Origin of the sequence: Amycolatopsis sp. NPDC005232 (assembly GCF_040607795.1) — a bacterium.
GTDB lineage: Bacteria > Actinomycetota > Actinomycetes > Mycobacteriales > Pseudonocardiaceae > Amycolatopsis.
Genome location: NZ_JBEXHL010000001.1, coordinates 367,933 through 385,860 on the forward strand (window position 1 = coordinate 367,933; position 17,928 = coordinate 385,860).

Below are 17,928 nucleotides of genomic sequence, written 5' to 3' on the forward strand. Positions count from 1 at the left end.
GTCTCGGGTGGGCGAGAAAACGCCTGGTGTCAGTGGGTTGTGACACGGCACGTGGATCGCGTGGACACGCCATAACGCCCGCGATCCCCGCCGCGTCTGGTCTCGCTTGTCTACTCATCGGACGCCGCCGCCGAGACCACAGGCCCCCGCCCTCCCAAGGGGGGCGTCCCCATCCCATTCTACCGGCGGGGGCCGGCGAAAACGGCGGTCGAGGCCGTGAGGGGCCGAGTTGTCCACAGGGGAGTCGAGTTGTGGATAAGTCGGGGGGTCAGGCGGAGGTGGCGGAGGGGCCGGGCGTCGGCGGCACTAACCTGGGGGCGTGAACAGCAGCAACCGCAGCACGGAAACCCCCCGCTTCGAGCCGGTCTCCGATGCAGACCGGGAGATCATCAAGGAGCAGCTCGGGCGGCCGCCGCGTGCGTTGCGGGCGGTGGCGGCGCGGTGTCCGAGCGGGCACCCGTCGGTGGTGCAGACGAGCCCGCGGCTCGAGAACGGCACCCCGTTCCCCACGCTCTACTACTTGACGTGCCCGCGGCTGACGTCGCTCGTCGGCACGTTGGAGGCGTCCGGTGTGATGAAGGAGATGACCGCGCGGCTCGAGACCGACCCGGAGCTCGCCGCGGCGTACCTGCGCACGCACGAGACCTACCTCGCCGAGCGCGACGCCATCGAGTCCCTCGGCACGCAGGTCACCGCCGGTGGCATGCCGGGGCGCGTGAAGTGCCTCCACGTCCACCTCGCCCACACCCTCGCCGCCGGCCCGGGGGTCAACCCTTTCGGTGACGAGACCCTCGCCTGGCTCCACACCCAGGGCTGGCCCTCGGGCGAGTGCGCCGCAGCCGAAGAGGGGTAACGCTTCCGTCTCGTGTGCAGATAGTCCGGACAGGCGGGCAGTTACTGCATCTGTGGGTTCCCGTACGGGTGACCCGCCGCCAAGCTGAGTACGGAATCTTCACACGACGTAGGCAACCATCGGGCTCATCACCGGGTGACCCCGAGGAGGGTTCGGACCATGCGGGCGCCACGCGGACTCGGGCACATCGCCCGGAAGCTCCGCAATGGACCCCACGGCGACGCCCCTCGCGATGAGGCTTCGGCCGAAGTCGAGGCGAGCGATGTGGACGGTCGCGGCCACGCCCTCGGCGAGGAACCCTCCATTGCGGAGACCGCCAACGAGGGCCGTGAAGAAGCCGAAGACGCGGCCGTGCACACCTTGCGCGAGGCGAATGGCCCGGACGACGCCGCCGACAACAACGAGCACCCGGCTGATGACGAAGGTGCGCCGGGCCCGGGGACCGCAGCCGAGGCTGAAGATCTGGCTCGGATCGCCGGACGCGAATCGGATGCGCCAGACGACGACGTCCTAGAGGGCAGCGCCGAAGCCGGAACGGCCGAACCTAAGGCGGCAGACGACGCCGAGGCGCGAGGGCCTTGGGCCGAAGCCGCCGAAGATGCCGGGGCTGAAGGAGCCGCAGCAGTCGACGAAGCTGCAGTGCGAGTCGAAACAGCTGAAGCTGCGCGTGCCGACGAAGGCAAAGCAGCCCAGGTCGAGCTGCGCGAGGTGGAGCCGGCTCAAATCGAGGTAGCCGACGAGGCTGCGGTTCACGTCGACGCAGCCGGGGTTGCTCGTGCTGGAGAAGGCGAGCGAGCTCAGGCCGAGCCCGGTGACGGCGAAGCAGCTCGAGCCGAAGCGATTGACGAAGCAGACGTGCAGGTCGAAGCCGCTGACGCCGCGTGCGGCGACGAAGGCGAAGTAGCTTGGGTCGAGTCAGGTGGCGACGACGCGGCTCATATCGAGGTGGCTGGCGAAGCTGCGGTGCGAGGCGAAGCAGCTGAAGCCGTGTGCGCCGACGAAGGGCAAGGAAGTCAGGCCGCGGCGCGTGAAGGTGGCGCGGCTGAAGCCGAAGCGCACGGCGAAGCTGCGGCCCAGGGTGAGGGAGTTGGAGCTGCGAGCGCTGGGGAGGGCGAAGCGGCCCAGGCTGAAGCGGGCGAAGTCGACGAAGCTCACGCCGAGGTAGCCGGCGGAACCGAGGTCGTGGCACCCGATGCCGAGCCAGAGGCGCAGGTCGGTGTGGCTCAAACCGAAGCAGGCGAAGTAGCCGGAGCCGGTGAAGAAGGCGAAGTCGGAGCCGCTGCCGAGGTCGGCGAAGTAGCCGAAGTCGGCGAAGCGGCCGGAGCGATTGAAGAAGACGGAGCCCGAGCCGTTGACGAAGTAAGCGAAGCGGGCGAAGCAGAAGCAGCGGAAGCTGAAGCTGACGCCGAAGAAGGCCAAGACGGACCCCGCCGCTGGTCAAGGCCGACCCAAGCCCCACCGAGTCACAGCCGGCGGCCCCTGCGGATCGCCACGAGGAAAGCCCGGTACCGCAGCCGAAAGGTCACCGCAAAGCACCGAAACGCGTTCTCCATCGCCGTCGGGATCCTGGCGGTCGTGCCGGCGATCGCCGTAACACTGGCCATCGGGGCGTGGACGGCCGGTCTGCCGACGACCCACACCAAAGACGTAGCCCTCGAGCAGGGTTACGACCCCCAGAACCCCCAGGTGGAAAAGGTCGCTGTCGACGGCAGCCTGCCCGACTCCCCCGTCCCGTTGCCGCTGCCGGCGTACGAGTTGCCCACCGGGCCTCTCGGCATCCCGACCACAGCCCTCGCCGCCTATCACAATGCGGCCGACATCCTGGCCCACGAACAGCCGATCTGCCACATCGACTGGGCGCTGGTCGCCAGCATCGGGCGGATCGAGTCCAACCACGCGCGGGGTGGGTACGTCGACGCGGCGGGCACGGCGCTCGAGCCGATCCTCGGCCCGGAGCTCAACGGGACCGGGCCCTTCGCGGCGATCCCCGACACTGACGGCGGCGTGCTGGACCACGACACCGTCTGGGATCGCGCGGTGGGGCCGGCGCAGTTCATCCCTGCGACGTGGCGCGAGTACGCGTCCGACGGGAACGGTGACGGCGCCGCAGACCCCGAGAACCTGTTCGACGCCTCGCTGGCCACGGCGCGCTACCTCTGCTCCGGCGGCCTGGACGTCGCGAACCCGGACCAGCTGCGCACGGCGATCTACCGCTACAACAACTCCGACGTGTACGTGAACACCGTCATCCTCTGGGCCGAGGCCTACCGCAACGGCGTCGCGCCGCTGCCGGACAGTCAGATTCCGGTCGGGGCGCCGAATGCGGGCGTGAACCCGCCGCCGCCGGCTGTGCCGCCGCCACCGGTGTCCAGTACGCCGCCGAGTGGGCCGCCGCAGACGTCGTTGCCGCCGACCGGCACCAGCAGCAACACCTCGACCGACACCACGACCACTACCACCACCACGCCGACCTGCGAATCCAGCACAACGCAGGACAGCACACCGCCGAGCAGCACCACCACGACCACGACGACCACCACGAGCCTCCCGCCGTGCGGCCCGCCGAGCTCCACGCAGCCCGACGACACCAGCACCACGCCCAGCACGACGAGCGACGCCCCAGCGTCCTGACCTCGACCCAGTAAGGTCGACGCCATGCCTCGTGTAGCCGCGATCGACTGTGGGACCAACTCCATCCGCCTGCTCGTCGCCGAGCTGACGCCGCGCCACGACGGCACGGTGGACCTGCGCGACCTGCACCGTGAGATGCGCATCGTGCGCCTCGGCCAAGGCGTTGACGCCACCGGGCGCCTGGCGCCGGAAGCGCTGGAGCGGACGCGAAAAGCCCTCGCCGACTACACGATCGCGGCGCGGCGCAAGGGTGTCGAAAAAATAAGGATGGTCGCCACCTCCGCCACGAGGGACGCCAGCAATCGCGACGAGTTCTTCGCCATGACGCGCGAGACGCTCGGCGTCGAGGCCGAAGTGATCAGCGGCGACGAGGAAGCGCGGCTGTCCTTCACCGGCGCGGTCGGGGAGCAGGACCCGGACGACGGTCCGTTCTTGGTCGTCGACGTCGGCGGCGGCTCGACCGAGCTCGTCCTCGGCACGTGGGACGGGCAGCGCGCCGAGGTGCTCGCGGCCAAGTCCGTGGACATCGGCTGCGTGCGCATCACCGAGCGCGACCTCAAGGGTGACCCGCCCACCGACGAAGAAATCGCCCGGGCGAAAACCACCGCCGAGACCATCCTCACCGAGGCCTTCGACGTCGTCGACGTGGTCAAGGCGAAGACCTGGATCGGGGTCGCCGGCACGGTGACCACGTTGTCAGCGGTCTCGCAGGAGCTGCCCGAATACGACTCCGAACGCACGCACCTGTCGAAGCTTTCCCACGCCGAGATCGACCACCTCGCGACGAGCCTGCTGGCGGCCGACCGGGCCACCCGCGCGGCCAACCCCGTGATCCATCCGGGCAGGGTGGACGTGATCGGCGGGGGTGCGGTGATCGTGCAGGTGCTGGCCGAGCAGCTCGCGAAACGCGGTGGTCCGGACCAGCTGATCGTGAGCGAACACGACATCCTCGACGGAATCGCGCTGTCCCTCGCCTGAGTGGAGCAGCGCGGACACGCACGGTGATCAACACGACCATGGTCGTGCTCTGCCCGGGTGAGCGACAAGGTTGTCACTCTTTTGCAACCGAGCGATCTGGTTACAAACCGCCAATAGCCAGATAACCTCCATCTCACTTTTCGGGAACATGAGATGGAGGGGAACGATGCGTCGTTCACGCAGGCTCTGGGGAGCCGCCGCGGTGGTGACAACCTTGTCATTGGTCCTGGCCGCGTGTGGTGGTGGCTCCAGCAGTAGCGGGTCGTCCGGCGAGGTGGATCCCAACGGGACCTTCACCGTCTACGGCACCGAGCCGCAGAACACGCTGATCCCCACGAACACCAACGAGCTGGGTGGCTCGAAGGCCGTCGACGCGATGTTCGCCGAGCTGGTCGCGTTCAAGGGTGACAACGCGCAGCCCTACAACCAGATGGCCGAGTCGATCACCACGACCGACTCCAAGGTCTTCGACATCAAGATCAAGCAGGGCTGGAAGTTCCACGACGGCACCGAGGTCAAGGCGAAGAACTTCGTCGACGCCTGGAACTACGGCGCCTACTCGCCCAACGGCCAGATCAACAGCACGTTCTTCGAGAACATCCAGGGCTACGACGACGTCCACCCGGCCGACGACAACGCCAAGCCGACCACGGACAAGATGTCCGGCCTGGTCGTGAAGGGCGACTACGAGTTCCAGGTGACGCTGAAGGCGCCGTTCTCGGTCTTCGCCACCAAGATCGGCTACACGGCCTTCGCGCCGCTGCCCGACGTGTTCTTCAAGGACCCCAAGGCTTTCGCGCAGCACCCGATCGGCAACGGCCCGATGAAGTTCGTCAGCCGCACGCCGAACGTCGACATCAAGCTGACGCGCAACGACGACTACAAGGGCCAGGACAAGGTCAAGTTCAAGGACCTGGACATCAAGATCTACGCGAGCCAGGAAACCGCGTACCAGGACCTGCTGAGCAACAAGCTCGACTTCATCGAGACGCTCCCGCCCTCGGCGCTGGCCGGCAGCAAGTACAAGACCGATCTCAAGGACAACCTGGTCATGGGTCACCTGCTTGGCATCAGCACCATCGCCGTGCCGTACTACGTGCCCGGCTACGACAACCTCGACCTGCGCAAGGCCATCTCCATGGCGATCGACCGCACGCAGATCACCAAGACCGTCATGAATGACACCTACGTGCCGGCCGACGGCTACGTCTCGCAGGGCATCGAGGGCTACCGCCCGGCCGTGTGCGAGTTCTGCAAGTTCGACCCGACGGCGGCCAAGGCGGCGTTCGCGAAGTCCGGCTTCAAGGGCAAGCTCACCATCGCGTCCAACGCCGACGGTGGCCGCAAGGAGCCGCTGGTGGCCGCGTGCAACAGCATCAAGAACGTGCTCGGCGTCGAGTGCGACTTCGTGCCGGCCACGGACTTCGGCCAGTGGCGCAGCATCGTGACGGGCCACAAGCTGACCGGCATGGGCCGTTCGGACTGGTCGGCCGACTACCCGTCGATCGAGGACTTCCTGAACCCGATCTACCGCTCGGGTGCCTCGTCGAACGACTCGGTCTACACCAACCCGGCCGTCGACCAGCTCCTGGAGCAGGCCGACTCCACGCCGGACAAGGACGCCGCGATCAAGATCTACCAGCAGGCCGAGGACGCCATCGCCAAGGACCTGCCCTCGATCCCGGTCTGGGACGAGAAGGGTGTGGCCGCGAAGTCCAAGCACACCAAGACCGTGACGCTCGACTTCCGGCGCCGCGCCGACTACTCGTCGGTCGAGGTCACCAAGTGACGCGCTGAGAAGACGTCCCATCACCAAGGCAGCCGCGGACCGTCTCAAAAGGACGGTCCGCGGCTCGCCCGGCGCGCACTCCTAGGAACTGACGCATGATTCGCTACGTCCTGCGACGCCTGCTCCAGCTGATCCCGGTGTTCTTCGGAACGACCTTCCTGATCTACGTGCTGGTGTGGGCCGTCCCGGGTGATCCCTTCTCCGGCAAGTGCGGTCAGACGGCCTGCCCCCAGGCCTACGTCGACCTGATGACCGAGAAGTTCCACCTGAACGACAACCTGATCCTCCAGTACCTCAAGTACCTCGGCAGCCTCTTCACGGGCGACTGGGGCGAGACCTTCAACGGCACCTCCGTCGGCGAGCTGATCGCCACCTCCTACCCGATCACGCTGCGCCTGGCGCTCGTCGCGGTGCTCATCGAGGCCGTGATCGGCCTGACCGCCGGCGTGCTGACCGGCTTGCGCGGCAAGGGTTTCCTCGACAACCTGGTGCTCGTCTCCACCACGTTCCTCATCTCGCTGCCGGTGTTCGTGACCGCGATCGTGCTGCAGCTCGTGCTCGGCACCGAGCTCGGCATCATCGACACGAGCGTGTCGGACAACCCGGGCTTCGGCGAGCTGATCGTGCCCGGCATCGCGCTGGGCAGCCTCTCGATGGCCTACGTCGCGCGGCTCACGAGAACGTCGATCGCGGAGAACCGCCATGCGGACTACATCCGCACGGCCATCGCGAAGGGCCAGCCCAACAGCCGCGTGGTCGGCGTGCACCTGCTGCGCAACTCGGTGATCCCGGTGCTGACGTTCCTCGGCACCGACCTGGGCGCGCTGATGGGCGGCGCGATCGTGACCGAGGGCGTGTTCAACATCAACGGCCTGGGCGGGCTCATCTTCCGCGGCATCCAGAACCGCGAGAGCGCCACCGTCGTGGGCGTCGTGGTGCTGCTCGTGCTCGTGTACCTGCTGATGAGCCTGATCGTGGACCTGCTGTACGCCGTTCTCGACCCGAGGATCCGCTATGACTGACCCCAACCTCGTCGGAGGCACGGCTGTCGACGCGGCGGAGCTGTCGCGCATCGACGACTCCGCGACCGAAGCGAAGAAGCCCCGCAGCCTGTGGGGTGACGCCTGGCGCCAGCTGCGCCGCAAGCCGGCGTTCGTGATCTCCGCGGTGATCATCGTGTTCATCGTGCTCATCGCGGTCGCGCCGGGCCTGTTCGCGCACGGTGACCCCGGGATGGGCGACCTGACGAAGGCCAACCAGGGCCCGTCGTCCGACGCCTGGTTCGGCTACGACAACCAGGGTTACGACGTCTACACCCGCACCATCTACGGCGCTCGCGCGTCGCTGCTGGTCGGGGTGTTCGCGACGATCCTGACGGTGGTGTTCGGCTCGCTGGTCGGCATCCTCGCCGGCTACTACGGCCGCCTGATCGACAGCCTGCTCTCGCGGCTCGGCGACATCTTCGCCGGCCTGCCGTTCGTGCTCGGCGCGATCGTCATCCTCACCACGTTCAACGCGCCCGGCTCCAACCCCGGCGCCGTGACGATCATCGTGCAGGTCGTCTGCTCCATCGCGGTGCTGACCTGGCCGGTCGCCATGCGCATCATGCGCTCGGCGACGCTGGTCGCGAAGCAGCTCGACTACGTGAAGGCCGCTCGTGCGCTCGGCGCCAGCACGCCGCGCATCGTGTTCCGGCACCTGCTGCCCAACACGCTCGCGCCGGTGCTGGTCTACGCCACCATCGCGCTCGGCGCGGCCATCGGCGCCGAGGCGACGCTCGCGTACCTCGGCATCGGCGTGCGGCCGCCGGTGATCTCGTGGGGCGTGATGATCAGCGACTCGCGCGACTACTTCCGTGCCGACCCGCACATGCTCTTGTTCCCCGGTGCGTTCGTCACCATCACCGTGCTCGCGTTCGTGATGCTCGGTGACGGGATCCGCGACGCGCTCGACCCGAAGTCGAGGTAGCGGCCGATGACCGATACACGCAACGATCTGCTGCTCGAGGTCGAAGACCTCCAGGTGGAGTTCCGCACGTCCGACGGCGTCGCCAACGTGCTCAACGGCGTGAGCTACTCCGTGCACGCCGGCGAAACCCTTGCGGTGCTGGGTGAATCCGGCTCCGGCAAGAGCGTGACCGCGCAGACCATCATGGGCATCCTCGACATGCCGCCGGGGGTGATCACTGGCGGTTCGATCCGCTACCGCGGCGAGGACCTCCTCACGGCCACGCCCGAGCGGCGGCGCGAGCTGCGCGGCACCGAGATCGCGATGATCTTCCAGGACGCGCTTTCGGCGCTGAACCCCGTGTTCACCGTGGGGTTCCAGATCGAAGAACAGCTGCGCGTGCGGCGGGGCATGTCCAAACAGGACGCCCGCAAGCGCGCGATCGAGCTGCTGGACCTGGTGCGCATCCCGGCCGCCGCGCGGCGGGTGAAGGACTACCCGCACCAGTTCTCGGGCGGCATGCGCCAGCGCGCGATGATCGCGATGTCGCTGGCGCTCGACCCCGTGCTGCTGATCGCGGACGAGCCGACCACGGCGCTCGACGTGACCGTGCAGGCCCAGATCATGGACCTGCTGGGCGAGATCCAGCGCGAACGGCAGATGGGGCTGGTCCTCATCACCCACGACCTGGGCGTGGTCGCGGAGGTCGCCGACCGGATCGCCGTGATGTACGCGGGCCGGATCGTGGAGCAGGCCGACGTGCACGAGCTGTTCAAGTCACCGGGCCACCCGTACACGGCGGCGCTGATGGACTCGTTGCCGCGCCTGGATCTCAAGGGCCAGACGCTGGAGACGATCAAGGGGCTGCCGCCGAGCCTGCTCCACATCCCTTCGGGCTGCCCGTTCCACCCGCGGTGCAAGCGGGCGGAGCAACGCTGTTCGGAGGAACGGCCGTCGTTGCACAGTCTCGGGTTCGGCCGGGTCAGTGCGTGTCACTTCGCCGAAGAGGTGGTGGAAAGCCGTGTCTGAGCCGATTCTCAGCGTGCAGGAGCTGGTGAAGCACTTCCCGGTGCGCCAGGGCGTGCTGTTCAAACGCACCGTCGGGCACGTCAAGGCCGTCGATGGTGTCTCGTTCGACCTGGCGCCGGGCGAGACGCTCGGCGTGGTGGGCGAGTCGGGCTGCGGCAAGTCGACGCTCGCGCAGGTGCTGATGCGCCTGGAAGAGCCGACCGCGGGCGGGGCGACGTTCGAGGGCCGCGACATCTTCAAGCTGAGCGGCGGTGAGCTGCGGCGGCTGCGGCGCGAGATCCAGATCGTGCTGCAAGACCCGTACACGTCGCTGAACCCGCGGATGACGGTCGGTGACATCATCGGCGAGCCGTTCGAGATCCACACCGAGGTGGCGCCGAAGGGTTCGCGCGCGCAGAAGGTGCGCGAGCTGCTGGACGTGGTGGGGCTCAACCCCGAGCACCTCAACCGCTACCCGCACCAGTTCTCGGGCGGGCAGCGCCAGCGCATCGGCATCGCGCGGGCGCTCGCGCTGCGGCCGAAGGTGATCATCTGCGACGAGCCGGTGTCCGCTTTGGACGTCTCCATCCAGGCGCAGGTGATGAACCTGCTCGGCGACCTGCAGACGGAGTTCGGGCTGTCGTACGTGTTCATCGCGCACGACCTGTCCGTGGTGCGCCACCTCGCCACGCGCGTGGCTGTGATGTACCTGGGCAAGATCGTGGAGATCGGCACCGAGGACGAGATCTACGAGCGGCCCTCGCACCCGTACACGCAGGCGCTGCTCTCGGCCGTGCCCGTGGCCGACCCGGAGGTGCGTGGGCAGCGGCAGATCATCCGGCTCGAGGGCGACCCGCCGAGCCCGCTCGACCCGCCGTCGGGCTGCCGGTTCCGCACGCGGTGCTGGAAGGCGCAGGACATCTGCGCCACGGAGGTGCCCGAGCTCTCGCCGCGCACCGACGGGCACCTCTCGGCGTGTCACTTCGCGGAAGCCCGGTCCGTGGTGCCCTGACTTTAGTCGGGTTCCTCCGCTTGGCGATTGCTGCAACGTGTGTCCGGTATGTACGTTGCATTGTCGGTTTTCGCGTTGGAGGAGGACTCGTGAAAAGACCCAGACTGCTTCTCGCCGTGTTGGCGGTACCCCTGCTCGGTGCGGCTTCCTTCGTGCCGGTCGCGTCGGCGGGGGTGTCCGGCCCGGTCACGGAGTTCACGGTGCTGGCGCGTTCGGACGTCGGCGCCGCCGTGGCCGCGGTCGAGGCCGCCGGCGGGACGGTGGTGGCCCGGAACGACGCCGTCGGGCTGATCACGGCTTCGGCGCCGGCTTCGGGCTTCGTGGCGCGGGTGTCTTCCAGCAGCGCGGTGTTCGGCGCGGCCCGGTCGAAGGCGATCGGCTCGGCGCCGCGGGACGGCAAGAAGGTGAAGCACGACGCGGTCGAGAAGGAGGGCCGGGGGAAGGCTTCCGGTGCCAAGCGTGGCGCTTCTGGTACAGACCCGCTGGACGACCAGCTCTGGGGCCTGAAATCCACCCGGTCGGACCTCGCGCGCACCGTGCAGCCCGGTGACAAGCGCGTGAAGGTCGGCATCATCGACACCGGCATCGACGCCAGTCACCCGGACATCGCGCCGAACTTCGACCGCGCCGACTCGCGCAACTTCACGCGGGACATCGTCGCGGACGTGAACGGCGCCGTGGTGGACGGTCCGTGCGAGTACCGCGGCTGCGTCGACGCGATAGACCACGACGACAACGGCCACGGCACCCACGTCGCCGGCACGATCGGTGCGGCGGTGAACGGCTTCGGCGTCTCGGGCGTCGCGCCGGGCGTCTCGCTGGTGAACATCCGCGCCGGCCAGGACTCGGGCTTCTTCTTCCTCCAGCCGACCGTCGACGCGCTGACCTACGCCGGTGACGCGGGCATCGACGTGGTGAACATGAGCTTCTACACCGACCCGTGGCTCTACAACTGCCGCGCGAACCCGGCCGACTCCGCCGAGGAGCAGGCCGAGCAGCGCACCGTCATCGAGGCCACCACGCGGGCGCTGAACTACGCGCACCGCAAGGGCGTTTCGATGGTCGTCGCCCTCGGCAACGAGCACACGGACCTCGGCGCGCCGCTGCCCGACGCGACCAGCCCGGACTACCCGAGCACCGCGGCGCACCCGCGTCAGATCGACAACGCGTCCTGCCTGTCGATGCCGACGGAAGGCCCGCACACGATCGGTGTCGGCGCGTTTGGTCCCTCGCAGGCGAAGGCGGACTACTCCAATTACGGGACCGAGCAGATCTCGGTTTCCGCGCCCGGTGGGTATTTCCGGGACGGCTTCGGGACGCCTTGGTTCCAGAAGGTGGAGAACGAAATCCTGTCGGCTTACCCGCGCAATGTGGCTGTGGTCGAGGGGAACGTCGACGAGGCCGGCAACGTGACTCCGGCCGGGGTCGCCGCGGGTGTGCAGAAGGCCGTCGCTCGTGACGGCCGGGTCGGCTACTACCAGTGGCTGCAGGGGACTTCGATGGCGACGCCGCACGCTGCCGGTGTGGCTGCGTTGATCGTTTCCGAGTACGGGAAGAAGTCGGGTTCCGGCTTCGGCATGGACCCGGATGCGGTGCAGCGCGTTTTGGAGGGGACGGCTTCGCCGGTCGCGTGCCCGGTGCCGCGGACGGTGGACTACCTGGACGAGGGCCGGGACGCGTCGTTCACGGCCACTTGTACGGGGAATGCTTCGTTCAACGGGTTTTACGGGCATGGTGCGGTGGATGCCTATGCGGCTGTGACGCATGGGGCCAAGTACGTGAAGCAGTAGTTCTCGCGGTTGACGGCCCTGTGTCAAGGTTCTCGCGCCTTGACGCAGGGCCGTTTTGCGCCAAGTGGTGAATCGCGAATAGGGGCATTGACACCGCAAACCGGCGCGCCCAACGATGGGGCGGCGCGTCGAGTGCCGCGCCTGGGGGGTGGGGGCTGTGCGTTGTGGTGGGTGGGCCAAGGTGGCCGTGGTCGGGATCGTCGTGGCGGGGCTCCTGGCCGGGGCCGGGGCGGCGAACGCCGCGACGACCGTGCCGATTTCCGCGCCCGGAGGGTATGCGAGTGATCCGTCGAGTACGCCGGCCGCGGGGAAGCACACGCGGGCGCTCGGGGCGGCGGTCACCGTGCCGGCCGGGGAGACGCGGTACGTCAGCAGCAAGCTGAACGTGGACGACGCCGCGCAGGTCACAGAGGTTTCGCACCTCGTGTACTGCCGACGGCCCGGGCAGACGGTGAACGCGGCGCAGCTGGTGAGCGGGCAGAACGTGCTCGCGAACACCGCGACGACGTTGCTCACACGCGGATTCGTGACGGCGCCGGCGGACAGCGCGCTCACCTGTGCGGTGTATGCGCAGTTCGTGAACCACGCGGCGAACGTCAGCGGGCACATCTCGGTGCTCGCCTCTTCGTACCTGCAGGACGTCGACGGGCCCATCGCGGCCGTGAAGCAGACGTTCAACGGCAAGGTGCTGGTGAACTCCTCGGCGACCGCGAACTCCGTGTCGTTCACCGCGCCCGCCGGGGCGAAGGTCGTGCAGGCGATCGGGGACGTGAACATCACCGTTTGCTACAACGCGGACAACGGCCTCTGCCAACGTTCGGCCGGCGCGCGGATGGACGGCGCGAACTCGCTGGTGGGTACGCAGCTCGTGGTGAACCAGCTCGACGTGAACGGCAACCCCTGCAACACCACGACCAACGGACCGCTGGCGGGCGTGACCGTGACGAACACCGTCCACCACTTCAAGATCAACACCTGGGTGACGAACGTTCCGATCGTCGCGACGTGTTCGCGCGACTTCGTGGTGTACACCAGGGTCACGGCCAACGCGGCGCACAACTCGTTCCTCATCGAGGCCAACAACGAGAGCGTCGGCGCGGCTTTCGTGCCCTGAGCCGAGCGCTGCGGCCACCGGCGGGCGGTTGCACACTGGCGGCATGCGCATCGGCATCGGCATTCCCAACACCATCCCCGGCACCGACGCCCGGCTGCTGCTCGACTGGGCACGGCGGGCGGAGGCTCGCGGGTTCGCTTTCGTGTCCACGATCGGGCGCGTCGCGTATCCGTCGTGGGATTCGTTGACCGCGTTGGCCGGCGTCGCGGGGGCGACCACGGAGATCGGGCTGCTGACGAACGCCGTGCTGGGGCCGACGTACCCGGACGCCGTGCTGGCGAAGGTGGCCGGAACCGTGGCGGCGCTGTCGGGCGGGCGGTTGACGCTCGGCCTCGGCGTGGGCGCGCGGGAGTCGGACTACCTCCCGGTGGGGCTGGATTTCGCTTCGCGTGGCGCGGCTTTCGACCGGCAGCTCGGTTACCTGCACCGCGCGTGGCAAGGCTCGCCGGTCGAAGCCGGCGACTTCCCGGGCGAGACCCGGCCCGTGGTCGGCGACGTGCCGGGCATCCCGCTCCTCATCGGCGGGCACAGCAAACGCGCGGTCCGCCGCACCGTCGACCACGCCGCCGGCTGGACCGGCGCCGGCGGCGGCCCCTCGCGCGCCGAGCCGACGGTGAAAGAAATCCGGGCGGCGTGGTCCGCCGCCGGCCGACTTGGTGAGCCGAGGTTGCTGGGCCTGGCGTACTTCTCGACTTCTTCGGGTGACCGTGGTGACGCCTACCTGCGCTCCTACTACGCCTACGCGGGCTCCCACGCCGCCACCATCGCCGACGGCGCGGTCCGCACGCCGGACCGGATCCGGGGGATCGTGCGGGAGTTCGAGTCGGCGGGGCTGAACGAGCTGACCTTCACGCCGACCGTCGCGGAGGTGGCGGAGGTTGACCGGTTGGCCGATCTCGTCCTGTGAACCGCCGAGCACGACCCCGGGGCCATGAAAGCGGGTGTGAACTCGCCGGCCTGAATCCCATCACCAGCTGAAGCGGTATGCGCGGCAAGCGCCGGCGGTTCTGGATCAAGAACCGCCGTGAGATCTGCGGTTGGCGTTGATCTGCTCGCGGTTGGCCATCGCCCACTCCGCGAGTGCCATGACCCGCGGAACGAGCGTCCGGCCGAGTTCGGTCAGGGCGTACTCGACGCGTGGCGGGACCTCCGCGTAGGCGGTCCGCGTGACCAGGCCGTCTTCTACCAGGTGCTTGAGCGTCAGGGTGAGCATTCGCTGGGAGACGCCGGTGACGGCCGTGTGCAGGTCGCCGAACCGGAGGGGGCCGGTGCGCAGGGTGCCGATCACGAGCAGGCTCCACTTGTCGCCGATGCGGTCCAGGACCTCGCGGACCGCACCGCCGTCGGGGATTTCCGGTGTGAGCTTCGCCATAAGCGGGGCTCCTTTCCTGGACACATACATCGCTGTGCCTTTTGTAACCGGTCCCCGTTGCGCCGACTATCCAGCGACAACTGGCAGCGGAAGGGGGAATTCGGTGAACATCGCACTGTGGGTCGTGCAGGTTCTGCTCGCGGCGGTCTATCTTGCCGCCGGTGGGCTCAAGGTCGTGCGGCCGCGTGAGCAGCTGGCCGCGTCGGGGAACCTCGACTGGATGAAGGACGCGTCGGACGTCGGGGTGAAGGCGGTCGGCCTGGTGGAGATCCTCGGCGCGTTCGGGGTGATCCTGCCGTGGCTGACCGGGGTCGCTTCGGTGCTCACCCCGGTCGCCGCGGTCGGGCTGGTGGTGGTGCAGGTCGGTGCGCTTCGGGTGCACGTGGTGCGCGACGAGCGCCGGCCGTTGCCCGCCAACGTGATCCTGCTGCTGCTCGCCGCCTTCGTGGCGGTCGGCCGCTTTCCGGGCTGAGAAAAGCGTGGGGCACGGCCGAATGCGACCGTGCCCCACCAAACGGCTACCGGTTCGAAGCCGACTTCACGAACTTCCCCAGATCCTTCGACTGCTGGATCCGCGTCGGTTCGTGCACGTACATCATGTGCCCGGCCGGGTAGTAGGCCGTCTCGATGTTGTCGCGCAGTTCGTCCGGGATCTGCAGGTGGGCGAGCACGTGCTCGGACGCGAAGTACGCCGTGGCGCCGTCGTAGTGACCGAACGCGACGTGGACCTTCAGGTGCGGGTTCGCTCGCATCGCGGCGCTCACGGAGTCCACAACGGACACGAACCGGCCCTCGAAGTCCTTGTACGACCACGCCTTGAAGACATCGCCGGACAGGATCTCGTACGGCAGGTCGTTCTTGTACCCGAGCTCGTCGCGGATGTAGTGGTTGAAGCCGGCCGAGTACGCGCCGATGATGCGCGAGATCGACGCGTCGTCGCTCATGTGCTCGCGGCCGCCGTCGACCTCCCACGTGGTGAACCGGCCGTCCATGCGCCCGACGAGCAGGCCGCGGTCGCGCAGGAGCTCCGTGAAGAAGCGCACGTGCTCGATCCGCAGGTTGACCCGGTCCACATACGACTCCGAAAGCCCCGTCAGCGAAGCCAGTGTGGCCACGGTCTCCGCGCGGTCCTGAGTGGACAGCCGCGCACCGCGCGCCAGGGCCCACGGCAGTTCCTTGGCCGCGAAGTCCTCGGCGTCGGCCAGGACGTCGTCGAGGGGGCGGTCGCCGTGGAAGCCGTGGTAGTGCGCGATGGCCGCGTAAGTGGGCACGTAGAGCGAGTACGGCAGGTCGTTGCCCTCGTGGAAGCGCAGCGTGCCCATGTCGAGCACGGACGAGATGAGCAGCAGGCCGTTGAGGTACAGCCCGTAGCGGTCCTGCAGGTGCCCGGCCAGCGCGGCCGCGCGCAGCGTGCCGTACGACTCGCCGGCGAGGAACTTCGGCGACAGCCAGCGTCCGTTGCGCGAGACCCACAGCCGGATGATCTCGGCGACCGAGTCGATGTCCTCCTGGAACCCCGTGTAGTCCTTCGACTCGCCGCCCTCGGTCACGCGCGAGTAGCCCGTGGAGACCGGGTCGATGAACACGAGGTCGCTGTGCTGGAGCAGGGTCTCGCTGTTGTCGTCGAGGCCGTACGGGGGCGCGACCAGGTCGTCGACGTCACCCGAGAGCACCCGCCGCGGGCCCAGCAGGCCCATGTGCAGCCAGATGCTGGACGAGCCGGGGCCGCCGTTGAACGCGAACGTGACCGGGCGCGAGCCCGGCTCGGCGTCGTCGAGCGTGTAGGCGGTGAGGAACACCTCGGCCTTGGGCTTGTGGCCCTCCGACTTGCCGTCCTTCAGCACCTCTTGGCGCAGCACCACGCGCCCGGCCTGAGCGGTGTAGGCCAGTTTGCGGCGTTTGACCGTGAGCGTGTGGTGCGTGGTGACGAGGTCGTCGACGGGCTCCGGCGGCTTCTCCGCCGTGTCCGGCTTTTCGGGGGTCTCTTCGGTGGTGTCCGACATGGACCCAACTTAGCCAACCGGACTGGGGACGGCTGTGGAAAGCTGGCGGAATGCGCTGGCCCGTCACGATTCCCGAGGCCCGCGAGGTCCAGGACGCGCTCCGCGGCCGCGTGGACCTCACCGACGCCTGCCCGGCGCCGGCGACGGTGACCGGCCTCGACGTCGCCTACGACCCGGCCGGCACGCGCATCGCGGCGGCCGCGGTCACGCTGGCCCTCGACGACCTGCGCGTGGTCGAGGAACGCGTGATCACGGGCCGGGTCACCTTCCCATACGAGCCGGGCCTGTTCGCCTTCCGCGAGCTGCCGCCGCTGCTCGACGCCATCGCGGCGCTCACGCACCCGCCCGAGGTATTCGCGTGCGACGGCCACGGCCTCGCCCACCCGCGGCGCTTCGGGCTCGCGTGCCACCTCGGCGTGCTCACGGGGATCCCGGCGTTCGGCGTCGGCAAGACGCGGCTCGTCGGCACGCACGCGGAGCCCGGCCCGGAACCCGGCGACACCGCGCCGCTGCTGGACGGCGACGAGCAGCTCGGCGCCGTCGTACGCACGGGGCCCGGTGTGAAGCCGGTTTACGTGTCCGCGGGCCACCTGATCAGCCTCGACCACGCCTGCCGGCTGACGTTCGCGTTGACCCCGCGCTACCGCCTGCCCGAGACGACGCGCGCAGCCGACCACCTGTGCCGCGCGGCTCTGGCCGGCCGCTGATGGACACGCTCGCGGAGCTCGACGCCGCCGTCACCGGGTGCCGCGCGTGTCCGCGGCTGGTGGCGTGGCGGGAAAAGGTGGCGGTCACCAAGCGGGCCGCGTACCTCGACGACGAGTACTGGGCCAAGCCGGTGCCCGGCTTCGGGCCTTCGGACGCGGCGCTGGCCGTGGTCGGGCTCGCGCCCTCGGCGCACGGCGGCAACCGCACCGGGCGGATGTTCACCGGCGACCCGTCGGGCGACTTCCTGTTCCGCGTGCTGCACGAGGTGGGGCTGGCGTCGCAGCCCACGTCCACCGACAAGCACGACGGCCTCACCCTGCGCGGCACCCGGCTCGTCTCACCCGTCCGCTGCGCGCCGCCCGAGAACAGGCCGACGCCGGCCGAGCGCGACACCTGCCGCCACTGGCTCGCCGACGAGCTGAGGCTCCTGCACCCGACCTTGAAGGCCGTCGTGGTGCTCGGCGCGTTCGGCTGGCAGGCGCTGCTGCCGGTGCTCGCCGAGGCGGGCCGGCCGGTGTCGTCGCCGCGGCCGGCGTTCGGGCACGGGACCGTCGTCGAGCTCGGTGGCTTACAGCTGCACGGCTGCTACCACGTGTCACCCCGTAATGTCCAGACGGGCCGTGTGACTCACGCGATGGTGTGTGACGTGTTCGCCTCCGCGGCCAGGGCCGCCGGCCTCTTCTGAATCGTTACCGCCTGCATGGCGACGCTGGTCACAGCAGG

The 17,928-nt window shown here is 68.9% G+C and carries 19 protein-coding genes; 14 read left to right on the forward strand and 5 right to left on the reverse strand.

Translation table 11 applies throughout. The features are described from left to right. The first annotated feature begins 319 nt into the window (after positions 1 to 319). The gene (locus tag ABZU76_RS01815; RefSeq protein ID WP_354864040.1) at positions 320 to 853 is read left to right on the forward strand and encodes a DUF501 domain-containing protein; all 534 of its coding nucleotides are present in this window, start codon (positions 320 to 322) and stop codon (positions 851 to 853) included. 99 nt (positions 854 to 952) lie between these two features. Here the strand turns inward: ABZU76_RS01815 and ABZU76_RS01820 are convergent, their stop codons facing one another. The 3 genes from ABZU76_RS01820 to ABZU76_RS01830 all read right to left on the reverse strand — a co-directional run bounded on the left by ABZU76_RS01820 (position 953) and on the right by ABZU76_RS01830 (position 2,272). Then, positions 953 to 1,261, reverse strand: a complete 309-nt coding sequence (locus tag ABZU76_RS01820; RefSeq protein WP_354864781.1) for a hypothetical protein — start codon at positions 1,259 to 1,261, stop codon at positions 953 to 955. Positions 1,262 to 1,363: 102 nt separating this feature from the next. Beyond that, positions 1,364 to 1,606 (reverse strand): hypothetical protein, encoded by a 243-nt coding sequence (locus tag ABZU76_RS01825; RefSeq protein WP_354864783.1) that lies wholly within the window; start codon positions 1,604 to 1,606, stop codon positions 1,364 to 1,366. 162 nt (positions 1,607 to 1,768) lie between these two features. After that, entirely contained in the window at positions 1,769 to 2,272 is a 504-nt protein-coding gene (locus ABZU76_RS01830) for a hypothetical protein (protein ID WP_354864785.1), read from the reverse strand. Positions 2,273 to 2,419: 147 nt separating this feature from the next. Between ABZU76_RS01830 and ABZU76_RS01835 the strand changes: the two genes are divergently transcribed. From ABZU76_RS01835 to ABZU76_RS01880, 10 genes are all read left to right on the forward strand, one after another. Then, entirely contained in the window at positions 2,420 to 3,484 is a 1,065-nt protein-coding gene (locus tag ABZU76_RS01835) for a lytic transglycosylase domain-containing protein (RefSeq protein WP_354864748.1), read from the forward strand. 24 nt (positions 3,485 to 3,508) lie between these two features. Beyond that, on the forward strand, positions 3,509 to 4,462 hold the full coding sequence (locus ABZU76_RS01840; protein WP_354864042.1) for a Ppx/GppA phosphatase family protein: 954 nt from the start codon (positions 3,509 to 3,511) through the stop codon (positions 4,460 to 4,462). 166 nt (positions 4,463 to 4,628) lie between these two features. Next, positions 4,629 to 6,251 (forward strand): ABC transporter substrate-binding protein, encoded by a 1,623-nt coding sequence (locus ABZU76_RS01845; RefSeq protein ID WP_354864044.1) that lies wholly within the window; start codon positions 4,629 to 4,631, stop codon positions 6,249 to 6,251. A gap of 95 nt (positions 6,252 to 6,346) precedes the next feature. Continuing rightward, complete coding sequence (locus ABZU76_RS01850; RefSeq protein WP_220244268.1) at positions 6,347 to 7,273, forward strand: ABC transporter permease; 927 nt, start codon at positions 6,347 to 6,349, stop codon at positions 7,271 to 7,273. Then, entirely contained in the window at positions 7,266 to 8,219 is a 954-nt protein-coding gene (locus tag ABZU76_RS01855) for an ABC transporter permease (protein WP_220244267.1), read from the forward strand. Before ABZU76_RS01850 ends, ABZU76_RS01855 begins: the two co-directional genes overlap by 8 nt. A gap of 6 nt (positions 8,220 to 8,225) precedes the next feature. Continuing rightward, complete coding sequence (locus tag ABZU76_RS01860; protein ID WP_354864047.1) at positions 8,226 to 9,227, forward strand: ABC transporter ATP-binding protein; 1,002 nt, start codon at positions 8,226 to 8,228, stop codon at positions 9,225 to 9,227. Then, positions 9,220 to 10,218 carry a dipeptide ABC transporter ATP-binding protein gene (locus tag ABZU76_RS01865; protein WP_354864049.1) on the forward strand — a complete coding sequence of 333 codons (999 nt, stop codon included), beginning with the start codon at positions 9,220 to 9,222 and terminating at the stop codon, positions 10,216 to 10,218. Before ABZU76_RS01860 ends, ABZU76_RS01865 begins: the two co-directional genes overlap by 8 nt. A gap of 89 nt (positions 10,219 to 10,307) precedes the next feature. Next, positions 10,308 to 12,008 (forward strand): S8 family serine peptidase, encoded by a 1,701-nt coding sequence (locus ABZU76_RS01870; RefSeq protein ID WP_354864051.1) that lies wholly within the window; start codon positions 10,308 to 10,310, stop codon positions 12,006 to 12,008. 181 nt (positions 12,009 to 12,189) lie between these two features. Then, positions 12,190 to 13,122 carry a hypothetical protein gene (locus ABZU76_RS01875; RefSeq protein ID WP_354864053.1) on the forward strand — a complete coding sequence of 311 codons (933 nt, stop codon included), beginning with the start codon at positions 12,190 to 12,192 and terminating at the stop codon, positions 13,120 to 13,122. Positions 13,123 to 13,165: 43 nt separating this feature from the next. After that, positions 13,166 to 14,029, forward strand: a complete 864-nt coding sequence (locus ABZU76_RS01880) for an LLM class flavin-dependent oxidoreductase (RefSeq protein ID WP_354864055.1) — start codon at positions 13,166 to 13,168, stop codon at positions 14,027 to 14,029. Positions 14,030 to 14,134: 105 nt separating this feature from the next. Here the strand turns inward: ABZU76_RS01880 and ABZU76_RS01885 are convergent, their stop codons facing one another. Then, on the reverse strand, positions 14,135 to 14,494 hold the full coding sequence (locus ABZU76_RS01885) for a helix-turn-helix domain-containing protein (RefSeq protein ID WP_354864057.1): 360 nt from the start codon (positions 14,492 to 14,494) through the stop codon (positions 14,135 to 14,137). A 103-nt stretch (positions 14,495 to 14,597) separates the two neighbouring features. Here ABZU76_RS01885 and ABZU76_RS01890 point away from each other — a divergent pair, with 103 nt between their 5' ends. Continuing rightward, the gene (locus tag ABZU76_RS01890; RefSeq protein ID WP_354864059.1) at positions 14,598 to 14,966 is read left to right on the forward strand and encodes a DoxX family protein; all 369 of its coding nucleotides are present in this window, start codon (positions 14,598 to 14,600) and stop codon (positions 14,964 to 14,966) included. Positions 14,967 to 15,012: 46 nt separating this feature from the next. Here ABZU76_RS01890 and ABZU76_RS01895 read toward each other — a convergent pair whose 3' ends face one another. Further along, entirely contained in the window at positions 15,013 to 16,497 is a 1,485-nt protein-coding gene (locus tag ABZU76_RS01895; protein ID WP_354864061.1) for a peptidase S10, read from the reverse strand. Between the two features lie 50 nt (positions 16,498 to 16,547). On the opposite strand from ABZU76_RS01895, the gene ABZU76_RS01900 reads away from it, so the two are divergent. Beyond that, the gene (locus ABZU76_RS01900; RefSeq protein ID WP_354864063.1) at positions 16,548 to 17,204 is read left to right on the forward strand and encodes an endonuclease V; all 657 of its coding nucleotides are present in this window, start codon (positions 16,548 to 16,550) and stop codon (positions 17,202 to 17,204) included. Then, a complete protein-coding gene (locus ABZU76_RS01905) occupies positions 17,204 to 17,890 on the forward strand; it encodes a uracil-DNA glycosylase (protein ID WP_354864065.1) in 687 nt (228 codons plus the stop codon). Before ABZU76_RS01900 ends, ABZU76_RS01905 begins: the two co-directional genes overlap by 1 nt. Positions 17,891 to 17,928: the final 38 nt, after the last annotated feature.

Excerpts from the sequence above, each read along its gene's own strand:
- ABZU76_RS01885 (WP_354864057.1), bottom strand. The coding sequence starts at position 14,494 with ATGGCGAAGCTCACACCGGAAATCCCCGACGGCGGTGCGGTCCGCGAG.
- ABZU76_RS01845 (WP_354864044.1), top strand. The coding sequence starts at position 4,629 with ATGCGTCGTTCACGCAGGCTCTGGGGAGCCGCCGCGGTGGTGACAACC.
- ABZU76_RS01900 (WP_354864063.1), top strand. The coding sequence starts at position 16,548 with ATGCGCTGGCCCGTCACGATTCCCGAGGCCCGCGAGGTCCAGGACGCG.
- ABZU76_RS01840 (WP_354864042.1), top strand. The coding sequence starts at position 3,509 with ATGCCTCGTGTAGCCGCGATCGACTGTGGGACCAACTCCATCCGCCTG.
- ABZU76_RS01905 (WP_354864065.1), top strand. The coding sequence starts at position 17,204 with ATGGACACGCTCGCGGAGCTCGACGCCGCCGTCACCGGGTGCCGCGCG.
- ABZU76_RS01855 (WP_220244267.1), top strand. The coding sequence starts at position 7,266 with ATGACTGACCCCAACCTCGTCGGAGGCACGGCTGTCGACGCGGCGGAG.
- ABZU76_RS01860 (WP_354864047.1), top strand. The coding sequence starts at position 8,226 with ATGACCGATACACGCAACGATCTGCTGCTCGAGGTCGAAGACCTCCAG.
- ABZU76_RS01880 (WP_354864055.1), top strand. The coding sequence starts at position 13,166 with ATGCGCATCGGCATCGGCATTCCCAACACCATCCCCGGCACCGACGCC.
- ABZU76_RS01850 (WP_220244268.1), top strand. The coding sequence starts at position 6,347 with ATGATTCGCTACGTCCTGCGACGCCTGCTCCAGCTGATCCCGGTGTTC.
- ABZU76_RS01895 (WP_354864061.1), bottom strand. The coding sequence starts at position 16,497 with ATGTCGGACACCACCGAAGAGACCCCCGAAAAGCCGGACACGGCGGAG.